Origin of the sequence: Halodesulfurarchaeum sp., from assembly GCF_036626455.1 — an archaeon.
In the GTDB taxonomy this organism is placed as follows: Archaea; Halobacteriota; Halobacteria; order Halobacteriales; family Halobacteriaceae; genus Halodesulfurarchaeum.
Genome location: NZ_JAZKRK010000009.1, coordinates 47,672 through 61,482 on the forward strand (window position 1 = coordinate 47,672; position 13,811 = coordinate 61,482).

Sequence of the window (13,811 nt, forward strand, 5' to 3'; positions counted from 1 at the left end):
CGCAACCGATACGCTCAGGGGTGTGGCCCGTTTCCACCCAGGCGTGTACGTGCTGGAGTTCGCGGGTGAGGACGATCAGTTCGCGGCGGCGGAAGCCAGAGCTGCTGCGACGGACGTCTCGGTCCTTGCTCCAGGTATTGGGACGGCCTCGGCAGTCGATCGCGAGCGGATTACCGGTCTCGCGTTCACTCGCCGGGTAAGCGAACTAGTGGGCCAAACCCGGGACGGTGGTGACGGACTTGTGTCGATCCTCGAAGCAGCGCCGGTCAAGCGATCCGGAACGGTCGCTGTTCGGGCCAGAGACGTGAGAGGAACGGCCGGGATCGATACCCAGGCGGTCGAACGGCAACTCGGCCAATCGCTCGTCGATCGGGGGTTCGAGGTTGATCTTACCGATCCGGAGCAAACACTTTCGGCCCTGTTCGCCGACGATCTGGCGGTTCTCGGCTGGGAGGTCGCAACCTCCGACCGGGGATACGGCGATCGGACCCCGACCGATCGCCCCTTTTTCCAGCCGGGGAGCATGGACCCCCTTTTGGCCCGCGCTGTGGCGAACTTGGCCCGAACTGAGCCGGGTGACCGCGTCCTCGATCCCATGTGTGGAACAGGCGGCGTACTCATCGAGGCGGGCCTGCTCGGGGGCCAGCCCATCGGATTCGATGCTCAGGAGAAGATGGTTCGAGGTGCCCGGACGAACCTTCGGGCAGCGCTCGGTGTCTCACCCCACCTTGCCCAGGGGGATGGGACCGCCCTCCCACTCCCGGACAACAGCGTCGATGCTGTCGTCTTCGATGCGCCGTACGGCCGCCAATCGAAAATCGCGTCCCACGGGCTTGAGGAGTTGATCCAGGGCGCATTCCAGGAAGCCGCAAGAGTCGGTACCCGGGCGGTTGTCGTGGCCGATAGGGGGTACGACACGCTCGCCAGGGCGGCCGGCTGGACCGTCACGGAGAAACACCAGCGACGCGTCCACCGGTCGCTCACCCGGCACATCCACGTGCTGACTCACGAGCACTGATCAGGGCGTCTCAACCGGCGAATCCAGATTCGCCGCCGGGTCAAGCATGGACAACAGGTGACTGAGGTGGATTCGGTTACTGGTGCCCTGGGTCAGGTCGAACTCGATCTGCCCGGCGACGGTGTGGACCCGGGCCAACCGGTCCCCGCTGTACCGTGTCCGTGCGGCGTCCATGATTTCTTCGAGGAGTTCCTCGCCGGACCGGCCTTCGTCAACGAGTAAGTCATCAAGGATCGAACGGGCGTCCTGGAAATCGCCGTCCTCGGCAGCCGCGAGCATCGCTTCGATGCGGTTGTCCAGCCCGACGTGTTTGAGCGGCTCTAACACGTTCGTCCCCGACAACTCGCCGTTCGCCTCAGCAGCAGTTTGGGCTGCCAGGATCGCCTCTCTGAGATCCCCTTCGGCATAGGACGCCAGATAGGAGAGTCCTTCCTCGTCTGCAGGTACGCCCTCTGCGTCAGCGATTGCGGCCAGAACCGAGACTGTTTCCTCCCGCGTGGGCGCACGCATTGGGATCGGGACACACCGCGAGCGGATCGGGGCGATCAGCTTACTCGGCTGGCGCGTGGTGATGATGAACTGTGTCGCCTCGTAGTACTGCTCCATCACCCGGCGAAGGGCCTGCTGGAAGTCTTCCCTGATCGCCTCGGCGTTGTCGAGGAGAATTGTGTTGTACGAGCCGGAAACCGGTGGGTGGCTTGCCGACTCGGTCAGCACGTAGTTGATCAGATCGGCTTTCGAGGAGTTTCGCTTTCGCTTCGGGGTGATGAACCGCTCGAACCTGGGGTCAGTGCTCAGTTCTTTTTTCGTCAGCCCGAAGAAATCGGCCACGTTGATCTCGATGAGATCACCTTCCGCGTCCTCGTGGGCCGCGTCTGCGAGAGCGCGCACGGCGGCGGTTTTCCCCACGCCCGGTGGGCCATGAACGACGAGATTGAACGGATCTGACACGGCGTCCTGGAGCCGCTCGCGTACCGACTCCTGGGGAATGTCCCCGATTTCGGGGGCGTAACCGTCGATCCAGAGGGGCCGCTCCATCGCCGGAACATACCCGTTCGGCCGGTAAGAATCGGTCGATTCGACGGGGCACTCCGAAGCGGGTATACCGGGACCGGCCGAAACGGGAGTATGACGCTTCGAATGACGTTTCTGGGGACCAGTGGGGCAATCCCGACGACGGCCCGCAATCCCAGTTCTATCTTTTGCAGACGGGCCGGTGAGGCCTTCCTCTTCGACGTTGGCGAGGGCACCCAGCGCCAGATGATGCGGTTTGGCACTGGCTTCGACGTCGATGCGATCTTTCTGACCCACGTTCACGGGGATCACGTCCTTGGACTTCCGGGCCTCGTCCAGACTTGGGAGTTCAACGAGCGGACCGACCCCTTGGTCGTCTACACGCCACCGGGGACGCGAAGTCGGGTGGTCGATTTGATCTATGCGATCACCGACGAACCCGATTACCCGGTCACCGTCGAGGAGGTCGACCCTGGGACGACGATTCGGGAGCGACCGGAGTACGAGATCCGAACTATCGCGACTGAGCACCACACGCCTGCAGTCGGCTACGCGCTCGTGGAAGCCGATCGGAAAGGGCGCTTCGACCGGGACCGGGCCGAGGAACTCGGTGTTCCGGCCGGGCCGATGTTCTCTACCCTCCACGACGGTCACCCTGTGGAACTCGAGGACGGTACTGTTGTCGAGCCCGATCAGGTCGTTGGCCCGCCCAGACCAGGTCGAACCGTCGTCTACACGGGTGATACGCGTCCCACAAAAGCCGTTGAACGGGCCGCTGACGGCGCGGATCTGCTCGTTCACGATGCAACCTTCGCGGACACCGAAGCTGACAGGGCGCGAGAAACCGGTCATTCGACGGCCCGAGAAAGCGGTCGTATTGCACGAACCGCGGCAGCAAAACAACTCGCATTGACCCACATATCCCCACGGTACGCCGGTGAAACGGGGACACTCCTACAGCAAGCCAAAGACGCCTTCGACGGCATGGTCCGAGTCGCCGAAGACGGCCAGACTATCGAGGTTCCCTATCCCGAGGAGCGTTAACCGTACCGATAGGTCATGCCCGTCCCATTGGGTGGGTTCTCCCAGATGACGTTGTCATAGGGACAGGCCCAGCGGCAGCTCCCACATTCCAGACAGTTCTCGTAGGCGATCAACGGGACGCCGTCTTCATCGCCCTCGTTGCGCCAGACGTTCGCCGGACAGACCGAGACACAGTCGTAGGTCTCACAGTCCAGGCAGGTCTCGTCCTCGAAGACGCCGAGATGGGAGTCCTCGTGGTCGGTGTACTTGTTCGCGTAGAGGCGGTCCTCGATGCTCGGTCGCTCGATCTCGGGGGTTTTGGGGTGTGCGCTCATGAGAGGAGTTTTCGGTATTTCCAGGCCTTTTTCGCCGCGCCTGTCCAGCCGCCGGCCGCCCGGAGCAGCATGTTTTTGGCCCGTTTTGCGTGGGTCTCTTTCGGTTCGTAGTCCTGTTTGAAGAATTCGAGTTCGGCCTCGGTCAGCGCTTTGGGCAACTGCTGGAAGAGGAACTGCTTCTCGTCGTGGGCGAAGTCGCTGAACCAGTCGTAGTTCTGCAGGTTTTCCATCACGTAGGAAGACTCGAGTTCCTCGGGATAGGACTGTAGCGCCGCCGCGTCGGTCCGGCCGGCCTGGATGGCCTCCACGATGGCGTTACCAGCCAGATAGCCGCTTTCGACGGCCATGTTCGTTCCTTCCAAGTGAATGCCATTGTTAAGGAGCAGGCTGGCGGCGTCGCCGATGATCACGGCCCCGTCGTGGGCCAGCTCCGGCACTGAGGAGGCACCGCCTTCGGGGATGCTTTTGGCCGAATACTCGACCACTCGGCCGCCTTTGACCAGCGGGGCAACGGCCGGGTGCTCCTTGAAATCCGAGAGGAGTTCGTCCGGCTTCCGGTCGTCCTCGATTGCGTCGGAGATAGTGTAGGCGACCCCGATGGCGAGGGTCCGCTTGTTCGTGTAAATGAATCCACCACCGACGCCCCCGCCACAGGCACCTTCACCGAAGTAATGGTAGGCAGCACCATCGTCTTCGCCGAGGCCGAACCGCTCCTCGATAGTTTCGCGGTCGTACTTGCGGACCTCCTTGACTCCGATAGCGACCTTCTCCGGCGGATCGGTTTCCTTGAGGTCGGCTGCTTCCGAGACCAGCGAGTTGCCACCCTCGGCCAGGACCACCATCGGTGCGTGGATCGTTCCGTCTGGTCGGTCCGTTTCGACGCCGACGATCGATTCGCCCTCGCGGACAAGGTCGGTCACGGTCGTCTCCGTGATGAGCGTGGCCCCAGCTTCGATGGCCTGGTCCGCGAACCATTCGTCGAAGTTGCCGCGGAGCACCGTGTAGGTGTCGTTGTGCGGCGATTCCTGCCACTGACCCGGCTTGATCGACATCGCAGTTTCGTCCTCGGTTGAGAGCAATCCGAAGCGCTTCGTCCCGAGGTGGCGTTCGACTGGTGCGTCCTCGAAGCCCTCGCCCGTGAGTTCCCGGATTCGAGGGGTGTACATCGTCCCGCCGAAGACGTTTTTCGCGCCGGGATAGTTCCCCCGCTCAATGAGGAGGACCTCGAGGTCCTGTTGAGCCATCGTCAAAGCGGCCGCACTGCCGGCCAGGCCAGCGCCGACGACGATTGCGTCGAAGTAGTCGTCGAAGTTCGGTCTTTCAGTCATGCTGTGCCCTCCTGTTCATCCCGAATCGCGTCAGTCAGTGCCGGGAGCACCTCGAAGAGGTCACCGACGATGCCGTAATCGGCGTCGTCGAAGATCGGGGCGTTCGGGTCGTCGTTGATCGCCACGATCGTCTGGGAGTCGTTCATGCCTTCGAGGTGCTGAATCGCGCCGCTGATGCCCGCAGCGACGTACAGGTCCGGTTTGACGGTCTTCCCGGTCTGGCCGACCTGACGGGCTGCTTCGATCCATCCCTCTTCGACAGCTTCCCGCGTCGCAGCGACCTCTCCGCCGAGCAGATCCGCGAGTTCTTCGATTGGGCCGAATTCGCCTTCGGTGCCGAACCCACCGGCCACGATTACTTCTGCGTCAGTGATGTCGGTAATGTCACCGACAACTCGCTCGAGAACCCTGGAGTGAACGTTTTCCTCACCGACAGCGGCTTCGACCTCGGTGGTCGTGCCCTCTCGGTCGGGATCGGGCTCGGCGGCGTCGAAGACACCGGGCCGAACCGTGGCCATCTGCGGTCGGTGTTCCACGCACTTGATCGTCGCCATGGCGTCCCCGCCGAAGGTGGGTCGTTTCGCGAGGAGAAGGTGGGTGTCGGCCTCGATTTCGAGTTCCGTACAGTCAGCGGTCAGCCCGGCGTAGGTGGGGACCGCCACGCGGCCAGCGAAGTCTCGGCCTGTGTGGCTCCCGCCAATGAGAACGATGTCGGGTTTGCGTTCTTCGACGAGTTCGCTGAACTGTTCACCGTACGGTCCGGGGAGATAGGGCTCGAAGATCGGGTCCTCGACTACGAGCACTTCGTCAGCGCCCCGCTCGATGGCCTCCTCGGCCAAGTGGGACACGTCCTCGCCCATGACCAGGGCCACTAACCGTTCCCCTTTCTCATCGGCGAGTTCCCGGCCCTTCTGGAGCAGTTCCCAGGAGACCTTCGCAGCCTCGCTCTCGTGCTGTTCGATGAAGACCCAGACGTCCTCGTATTCGTCAGTATCAACTTCACCCGGCATCTAGATCGCCCCCTCGCTCTGGAGTTTGTCGACGAGTTCGTCGACGGAGTCAACCATTTCCCGTTCCCGCTCGACTGGGTCGGCCGTGTCCATCCCGCCGACAGACGTCGGGGAGGCAGCGAGACCGACCGATTCTTCGATGCCGAGGTCACTGGCCGAGTACTCCTCGGGTTCGAACTCCGTTTCCGAGAAAATCTTCCGGTGGAGTCCAGCGACTCGTGGTTCGTTCATGCCGAAGCCGACGGCCACGACCACGGGCAGGCTTGCGGCCACTTCCTCGTGGCCACCTTCGATGTCCCGCGTTGCGACCAGTTCGTCGTTCTCCGGCCGGGGTTCGAGTTCTTCGACGTAGGTGAGCTGTGACCAGTCGTTGTGGGCGGCGATGCCGGGTGGCACCTGCCCAGTCGAGGAATCAGTACTCTCCTCGCCACAGATCACGACGTCGCCGTCGAGTTCCTCGGCGCTCGCGGCCAGGGCCAGGCTCGTCGGCCAGGTGTCACTGCCGCCGAAGGCCCGATCGGTCAACAGGATGCCGTCATCGGCACCCAATCCGACGGCGGCCTCCAGGACGGCTTTGGCGAAGGGTGGCCCCATCGTTACGGCGGTTACCGTTCCGCCAACCGCCTCTTTCAATCGGAGTGCCGTCTCGACAGCATTGTAGTCGGGTTTGTTGAGGACGGCCTCGGCGTCGGAGCGATTCAGCGTTCCGGTGTCGGGATCGATCGAGACGTCGTCAGCGTCGGGAACCTGTTTAACGCAGACGACTATGTTCCATTCTCGTGACATATGCGTATCGATGCTGGGTGACCGGCTCCGCGATTCGATTCGAGAGCCCGCTTGGTCGGTCCTACAGGCAGGCCTGCTTTCGGTTCGTCAGTCGACCGACCAGTCGCGCGCCGGATTCCGTGCACCAGTGTTGGCAAGCTTTGCGGTCACCGGCTATGAATCCTTCACTTTTTCTCGGAGGTCGGCAGAGCATGGTTTGTTTCAGCATGGTCCGGTCGTTCCGGCTCTCAAGGCCACTAATGGGCGGAACGAACTTATTTATCTCGCCACCATACCCAGGTCCGTGAGCACTCGGACCGACGCACTTGACACCCTCGTCTACGGTGTCGACGTGCAGAGCGGGGACGTCCGTGGGGATGCCCCAGCCTATGCCCTCTGTGTTTTCGACGGCGAGCCGGTCGAGCGGGCCAGCGTGAGCTATCACAAACTCCTTCGCCGGATACAGACGGCAGAACCGGACCTCATTGCGACGGACAATATGTACGAGTTGGCCGCGGACAAGGACGACCTCGTCCGCTTTTTGCGACGGCTTCCGCCGGACACGACCTTGGTCCAGGTGACGGGAGACGAACGACCGGAACCGCTTTCCAGAGTCGCTAATCGGCATGGGGTTCCCTATGACTCGGACCCAATGTCCGAAGCCGAAGCAGCGGCCAGACTCGCGGCTCGGAACGTGGGCGCCGCTGTTCGGGCGTTTACCGATCGCACGACGGTGAAAGTCTCGCGCGGCCGTTCCATCGGGAAGGGTGGGTCCAGCGAAGACCGGTACACGCGTCGCATTCACGGCCACGTCAAGACCGAAGCGAGGCGGGTTGGCTCGGCACTTGAGGAGGCTGGACTCGACTACGAGCGGGACGTGACCGAGAAATATGGGGGGTTCTCGAACGCCGTCTTTACGGTCGAGGCACCGGTGAGCGAGATCCCAGTCTCCGGGGGCCGATCTGGTGATACCCGGATCGAGATCGAACCCGTCAAGCGGGACGGTGTCGATTTCGAACCACTCGTCACCCGTCGGGACCGGGTTTTTGTCGGGATAGATCCCGGGACCACGACTGCGGTTGGGATCGTGGATCTCGATGGCTCGCCGCTGGAAACCTGGCACAGCCGAACGGCTGACATGGCGACGGTCATCAAGTGGATAATCGAACGTGGTCGACCGATCCTCGTCGCCGCCGACGTCACGCCGATGCCCGAAACTGTCGAGAAGATCCGCCGAAGTTTCGACGCAGCCGCGTGGACCCCCGCAAGGGATCTACCGGTCGACGAGAAACTCCACCGGACACGGAACGCGTCGACGGCGAACGACCACGAACGAGACGCATTGGGCGCCGCGCTGTTCGCCCACGACGAATACGCGGACACCATCCAGCGGGTGGTGGAAAAACTTCCACCCGACGTCGATCGCGAGGCGGTCGTGGGGGAGGTGATCGCCGAGGAGACGACTGTCGAGGCGGTGCTCCGGGAGCGGGCGGAGTCGACCGCTGAGTCCTCGTCCGAGTCAGGGGCTGAACCGCCCGAGCCGAGCCCTGAACAGGTTCGCATCCGGGACCTCGAAACCCAGGTCGAGCGGCTTCAGTCACATGTCGAGGACCTCAAAGTCCGACTCGACGAGAAGGACTCGACCATTGAGGACCTGCAGAACCGGCTTTCGTCGGCCAAACGCGAGGAACGGACCGAGGCTCGGTCCCGGCGGGAGGTGTCCAAACTCCAGTGGGAGAACAACCGGCTCAAGGGCGAACTGGAGGAAGAACGCCGGGCTCGCGAAGACTTGGAAGCCAAACTGGAGCGATTGAAAGAACTCTGGAAACTCGACCATTCGAACTTCTCCGACGTGGACCAGGCCGGCGATCTGACGTCGGTGAAAATGATCGAGAAATTCACGGTCGAGTCGATCGAGGCGGCTGACGAGGCCTTTGGAATCGCTACTGGGGACGTGGTCTATCTTCGGGACGCGTCGGGAGCGGGTCGTCGAACGGCCGAACGGCTCATCGAGTACGAACCGGGTCTCGTCCTCCGGAATGGCGGGATTTCCGACGTCGCGGACCGGTTGCTCTTTGAACACAAGGTGCCGGTGGCTTCCGCCGACTTGGTGACGATCCAGGAGGTCGACGAACTGGCGGTGGCTCGGGAGGCAGATGTCACAGCGGCCATCGAGGACTGGGAGGAACGAGCGAGGGAACGGCTCCATTCGAAGAACGCAGCGATGGTCGATCAGCTAATCTCGGAACACCGGGCCGATCGGCGGGATGCTGATCCGAGCGAACTCCTCGATTCGTGACCGGGGCGAACAGGTGGCCTGCCAGCAGGACAGGCTGGCGGTCGTCCGGAACGGTGGGCCACACCCGACATGACATGGCTGATGCCGAGTCTGTCGCGGTCGGAAACCCGCTCTCGCGAGCCGTTCCGGGCAAGTGTCAGGGCATGCAGGGGCCTGGCCCGGTCTTGCTATTTGAACATTGAGGCGGGTTTCATGTCGGCGACTTCCAGAAGCCCTAACCTCCCAGCCCGATTGCGAGGGCGTATGGACACCTACGACCTCCTGACTCGGAACGCCTCGGAGGTGGTCACGGACGAGGAACTCCGGACAGTGGCAGCCGATCCCGAGGGAAAGCGGGCCTACGTGGGATACGAACCATCGGGGGTCCTTCACATTGGGCATCTCTTGACCGCGAACAAACTCATCGACTTGCAGGACGCCGGACTCGAGGTCGTCGTTCTGCTCGCGGACGTGCACGCGTATCTCAATGGGAAGGGGACCTTCGAGGAGATTCGGGCGACCGCCGAGCAGATGAAAGCCCAGTTCGTCGCCTATGGACTCGACCCCGAGCAGACGGAGTTTCGCTACGGCTCCGAGTTCCAACTCGACGAGGAGTACGTACTGGACCTTCACACCATCGCGCTGGAAACCTCGCTCAACCGTGCCAAACGGGCGATGGCCGAGATTCAGAGCGGCGAGACGATCACGGTTTCACACGTCGTCTACCCGCTCATGCAGGCCCTTGACATCGAATATCTCGACCTAGATCTGGCCGTCGGCGGCCTCGACCAGCGCAAGGTCCACATGCTGGCCCGCGAGGAACTCCCGAGTCTGGGATACGAGGTCCGACCGGCGATTCACACTCCGATTTTGGGCGATCTGGAGACCGGCGAGGGCAAGATGTCTTCGAGCGGGGGCGTGACGATCTCGATGGAGGACTCCCGAGAGGCCCTCGAAGAGAAGGTCAACGCGGCGTTTTGCCCCCCGACACCCGATCCCGAGGGCGATAAAGTCAATCCGGTCTTCCAGTTGTTCCAGTATCAGATCTTTCCGCGAGTCGACCGCGTCGTCGTGGAGCGGCCCGAGAAATACGGAGGCAACCTGGAATACGACGGCTATGAGGGGCTTGCTGGCGATCTCGAATCGGGCGAACTCCATCCGGCCGATGCGAAGTCGGCACTTGCAAGTCAACTCGATACCCTGATCGCGCCGGGCCGGGAACGGCTTGAGGAGCTTCGGGACTAACCCCGGTTTTGGACCGGGTCGGCGGTTTCGTGTGGTGGGGTTTAAGCGTTTGTGTTGCCAATCCGAAGCCATGAGCGAGAACGAGCGTGGGCGAACGGACCTCAGAATGCCGGACGATGACGAGGTATTCGCCGTGGTCGAGAACATGCTCGGAGCGAATCGTGTAAAAGTCAGGTGCGAAGACGGCGTCGAGCGCATCGCCCGCATCCCGGGCCGGATGCAAAAACGCATCTGGATCCGGGAGGACGACGTGGTGCTGGTTGAACCGTGGGACTGGCAAGACGAGAAAGCAGATATCGCCTGGCGATACGAGAAAAGCGAGGCTGACCAACTCAAAAAGGAGGGTCACATCGGGTGAGCAGTGACTGACGAGTTCGTCGAATCCGGCCCCACCGATGAGGTGGGCGACGAGTGGGAGGCGATCGATGTCAGGGACACCGAGGCGGACCGCATCGCCAGACAAAAGGACCGGGAGTTCTCCGAGTTTCGCAAGCGGCTGAAAAACACCGAACAGTTCAAAGTCGAGGGCTCGGTCTTCGACGACGCGACCTACGCCGCCCTGTACAAACTCGTCCAGGACGATTACCTCCAGGCCTTCGGCGGTCCGATTTCGACGGGCAAGGAGGCAAACGTCTACGAAGCACTGGACGACGAGGGTGAAACCGTCGCCGTGAAGGTCTATCTGACGACCACCAGTAACTTCCAGCAGATGAGCGACTACCTCGAAGGCGACCCGCGTTTCGAGGGCATTCGTGGGTCGACGACCAAAGTCGTCATTGCGTGGGTGCGCAAGGAGTATTCGAACTTAAAGCGGGCCCAGGCGGCCGGCGTCGCCGTTCCCAACCCGCTGGCTGTCCAACGAAACGTGCTGGTCATGGAGTACCTGGGCGACGAGGAGGGGCCGGCGCCAACTCTCGTCGACGTCACGATCGAAAACCCGGAAACGGCCTATTCGGTCGTCAGGGAATACATGCGACGGCTCTACGATGCGGGCCTGATCCACGGCGACCTCAGCGAGTTCAACCTGGTTTTCCACGACGGCCAGATCACCGTCATTGACGTGGGACAGGCAGTCACGGTTCACCATCCCAACGCTGAGGAGTTCCTCGAACGCGACTGTCGAAACATCGCCTCGTTTTTCGCGGATCTGGACGTGGACGTGACAACCGAATCCCTCAGATCGTATCTGGAAACGGAGGCCTCGCCGCCGAGCCGGGACTAATGGCAGCGGCCGGGAACGAACGCTTAAACCTGCAGAGTCGCTATTCCCGGTCATGCAACACGTGAAGATTCCGACGGAACGGATCGGGGTCCTCATCGGCGAAGGGGGTGAGACCGTCGAGACGATCGAGCAGGCCGCGGAAGTCGAACTCACTATCGACTCCGAGGACGGGGCCGTCCGGATCGAGTCGGTCGGAGACACGGTGAAGGGCATGACTGCCTCGAACATCGTCGAGGCCATCGGGCGTGGCTTTTCGCCGGAAGAGGCATTGTCGCTTCTCGACGACGAAATGCGGATGTTCGACCTGATCAACATTGATCGGGCAGCCCGGAACGACACCGATCTACGACGCAAAAAGGGCCGCCTCATTGGGGAGGGTGGGCGAACCAGGGAACTTATGGAGGAGTTGACCGGTGCGAGCGTGGTGATTTACGGCTCGACGATGGGTATTATTGGGTCGCCTCGCCAGGTCGAAATTGTTCGGAGCGCCGCAGATATGCTGCTTGACGGGGCTCCACACGGTGCCGTCTACTCCTTCCTGGAGCGCAAACGCGTCGAGGAGTTGAAGAGCCAGGGGATGGACTATCACGAGTTTTCGGACTAAGCCCGCGCAACACCCGGGCCGCAGCGCTCAGGACGCAACTCCACCTAAAAAGGATTGCCATGAGAAGTCATAACACGACAGGCACCCGTGGAAGCCCGGTTCTGTATTCTGGACCAGAACGTTTATATAGAATAGCAAAACAACTCTCTTCCGACCATGGCGCAAATGGGTAATCAGCCCCTCATTGTTCTTTCGGAGGAGTCCCAGCGAACATCGGGCGAAGACGCACAGTCGATGAACATCACCGCGGGTAAGGCGGTCGCGGAGTCCGTCCGCACCACCCTCGGCCCGAAAGGGATGGACAAGATGCTCGTCGATTCGACGGGGAACGTCGTCGTTACGAACGACGGTGTCACCATTCTCAAAGAGATGGACATCGAGCATCCGGCGGCCAACATGATCGTCGAGGTCGCCGAGACCCAGGAGAAGGAGGTCGGTGACGGCACTACGACCGCCGTCATCGTCGCCGGCGAACTCCTCTCCGAGGCCGAGAACCTGCTCGACCAGGACATTCACGCCACCACGCTGGCCCAGGGCTACCGCCAGGCCGCGGAGGAGGCAAAGGACTTGCTTGAAGACAAGGCCATCAGCATCTCAACCGAAGACACCGAGTATCTCGAACAGATCGCCGCGACGGCGATGACCGGGAAGGGCGCGGAGACCGCCAAGACCTCGCTCTCGAGTCTCGTCGTCTCTGGTGTTCAGTCAGTTGCCGACGAGACCGGCATCGACACGGACAATGTCAAAGTCGAGAAGGTCGTCGGCGGCGCCATCGACAACTCCGAGCTGATCGAGGGCGTCATCGTCGACAAGACTCGCGTCGACGAGAACATGCCCTACGCCGTCGAGGATGCCAACGTGGCACTCGTTGACTCCGGTCTCGAAATCGAGGAGACCGAAATCGACACCGAAGTCAACGTCACCGACCCCGACCAACTCGAAGAGTTCCTCGAGCGGGAGGAGGCCCAGCTTCGCGAACTCGTCGACGCGCTCGCCGAGGCCGGCACCGACGTCGTCTTCGTCGACGGCGGCATCGACGACATGGCCCAGCACTTCCTCGCCGAGGAAGGCATCCTGGCCATTCGCCGCGCGAAGTCCGACGATATGACTCGCATCGCCCGCGCCACCGGTGCGACGGCAGTGTCGAGTGTCCGTGACATTTCTGCGGACGATCTCGGGCAGGCTGGCTCGGTCGCGCAGAAGGACGTTGGCGGTGACGAACGGATCTTCATCGAGGACGTCGAGGAGGCCAAGTCCGTGACCCTGATCCTCCGTGGCGGCACGGAGCACGTCGTGGACGAGGTCGAGCGAGCCATCGAGGACTCGCTCCACGTCGTCCGCGTGACGCTCGAAGACGGGCAGGTTGTCCCCGGTGGCGGCTCGCCCGAGACGGAACTGGCGCTGGAACTTCGCGGCTTCGCCGATTCGGTCGGCGGCCGCGAAGCCCTCGCGGTCGAGCACTTCGCTGACGCGCTGGAAGTCGTCCCGCGCACGCTCGCGGAGAACGCAGGTCACGACCCGATCGACTCCCTGGTTGAACTTCGAAGCCAGCACGACTCTGGCTCCAGCGGCTACGGGCTCGACGCCTACACTGGCGACGTCCTCGACATGGAAGACGAGGGTGTCGTCGAACCGCTCCGCGTGAAGACCCAAGCCATTGAGTCGGCCACCGAGGCCGCCGTGATGATTCTCCGTATCGACGACGTGATCGCCGCCGGCGACCTCAAGGGCGGCGCCACCGACGATGACGACGATGACATGCCTGCCGGTGGTCCCGGCGGCATGGGCGGCGGCATGGGTGGCGGAATGGGCGGCATGGGCGGTATGGGTGGCATGGGCGGCGCGATGTAGGAGCGGTCGAAGACCGCTCCGAACTGGCGAACGGGCGCGGTTTGCCCGTGAGCCGGGAGACGACCGAAGGGAGTCTCCGTATGTGCGAGCGGGCGCGGTTTGCCCGTGAGCCGGGAGA

The 13,811-nt window shown here is 62.5% G+C and carries 13 protein-coding genes; 8 read left to right on the forward strand and 5 right to left on the reverse strand.

From position 1 onward, the window contains the following. The first annotated feature begins 22 nt into the window (after positions 1-22). The gene (locus V5A26_RS04705; protein WP_442908748.1) at positions 23-1,018 is read left to right on the forward strand and encodes a methyltransferase domain-containing protein; all 996 of its coding nucleotides are present in this window, start codon (positions 23-25) and stop codon (positions 1,016-1,018) included. Here V5A26_RS04705 and V5A26_RS04710 read toward each other — a convergent pair whose 3' ends face one another. After that, positions 1,019-2,056 (reverse strand): AAA family ATPase, encoded by a 1,038-nt coding sequence (locus tag V5A26_RS04710; protein WP_332321338.1) that lies wholly within the window; start codon positions 2,054-2,056, stop codon positions 1,019-1,021. It lies immediately after the preceding gene. A gap of 90 nt (positions 2,057-2,146) precedes the next feature. Here V5A26_RS04710 and rnz point away from each other — a divergent pair, with 90 nt between their 5' ends. Further along, positions 2,147-3,076, forward strand: a complete 930-nt coding sequence (rnz, locus tag V5A26_RS04715; protein ID WP_332321339.1) for a ribonuclease Z — start codon at positions 2,147-2,149, stop codon at positions 3,074-3,076. Here rnz and V5A26_RS04720 read toward each other — a convergent pair. Genes V5A26_RS04720 through V5A26_RS04735 form a run of 4 tightly spaced genes read right to left on the reverse strand, consistent with a single transcriptional unit; the run spans position 3,073 to position 6,514 of the window. Then, the gene (locus tag V5A26_RS04720; protein ID WP_332321340.1) at positions 3,073-3,390 is read right to left on the reverse strand and encodes a ferredoxin family protein; all 318 of its coding nucleotides are present in this window, start codon (positions 3,388-3,390) and stop codon (positions 3,073-3,075) included. The genes rnz and V5A26_RS04720 overlap by 4 nt on opposite strands. Further along, positions 3,387-4,718 (reverse strand): FAD-binding protein, encoded by a 1,332-nt coding sequence (locus V5A26_RS04725; protein ID WP_332322242.1) that lies wholly within the window; start codon positions 4,716-4,718, stop codon positions 3,387-3,389. Before V5A26_RS04725 ends, V5A26_RS04720 begins: the two co-directional genes overlap by 4 nt. After that, positions 4,715-5,728, reverse strand: coding sequence for an electron transfer flavoprotein subunit alpha/FixB family protein (locus V5A26_RS04730; RefSeq protein ID WP_332321342.1), 1,014 nt, complete (start codon positions 5,726-5,728; stop codon positions 4,715-4,717). The genes V5A26_RS04725 and V5A26_RS04730 overlap by 4 nt, the downstream gene beginning before the upstream one ends. Then, positions 5,729-6,514 carry an electron transfer flavoprotein subunit beta/FixA family protein gene (locus V5A26_RS04735; protein ID WP_332321343.1) on the reverse strand — a complete coding sequence of 262 codons (786 nt, stop codon included), beginning with the start codon at positions 6,512-6,514 and terminating at the stop codon, positions 5,729-5,731. Between the two features lie 283 nt (positions 6,515-6,797). Between V5A26_RS04735 and V5A26_RS04740 the strand changes: the two genes are divergently transcribed. The 6 genes from V5A26_RS04740 (at position 6,798) to thsA (ending at position 13,693) form a co-directional block, all read left to right on the forward strand. After that, positions 6,798-8,792, forward strand: coding sequence for a DUF460 domain-containing protein (locus V5A26_RS04740; protein ID WP_332322243.1), 1,995 nt, complete (start codon positions 6,798-6,800; stop codon positions 8,790-8,792). A 243-nt stretch (positions 8,793-9,035) separates the two neighbouring features. Next, a complete protein-coding gene (locus V5A26_RS04745) occupies positions 9,036-10,016 on the forward strand; it encodes a tyrosine--tRNA ligase (RefSeq protein WP_332321345.1) in 981 nt (326 codons plus the stop codon). Positions 10,017-10,086: 70 nt separating this feature from the next. Beyond that, positions 10,087-10,374 carry a translation initiation factor eIF-1A gene (gene eif1A / locus V5A26_RS04750; RefSeq protein ID WP_332321346.1) on the forward strand — a complete coding sequence of 96 codons (288 nt, stop codon included), beginning with the start codon at positions 10,087-10,089 and terminating at the stop codon, positions 10,372-10,374. A 3-nt stretch (positions 10,375-10,377) separates the two neighbouring features. Continuing rightward, positions 10,378-11,238, forward strand: coding sequence for a serine protein kinase RIO (locus tag V5A26_RS04755; RefSeq protein WP_332321347.1), 861 nt, complete (start codon positions 10,378-10,380; stop codon positions 11,236-11,238). A 52-nt stretch (positions 11,239-11,290) separates the two neighbouring features. After that, the gene (locus V5A26_RS04760) at positions 11,291-11,842 is read left to right on the forward strand and encodes a KH domain-containing protein (protein ID WP_332321348.1); all 552 of its coding nucleotides are present in this window, start codon (positions 11,291-11,293) and stop codon (positions 11,840-11,842) included. Positions 11,843-12,007: 165 nt separating this feature from the next. Further along, positions 12,008-13,693: a thermosome subunit alpha gene (gene thsA, locus V5A26_RS04765; protein ID WP_332321349.1), complete on the forward strand. Its 1,686-nt coding sequence runs from the start codon at positions 12,008-12,010 to the stop codon at positions 13,691-13,693. The last annotated feature ends 118 nt before the right edge of the window (positions 13,694-13,811 follow it).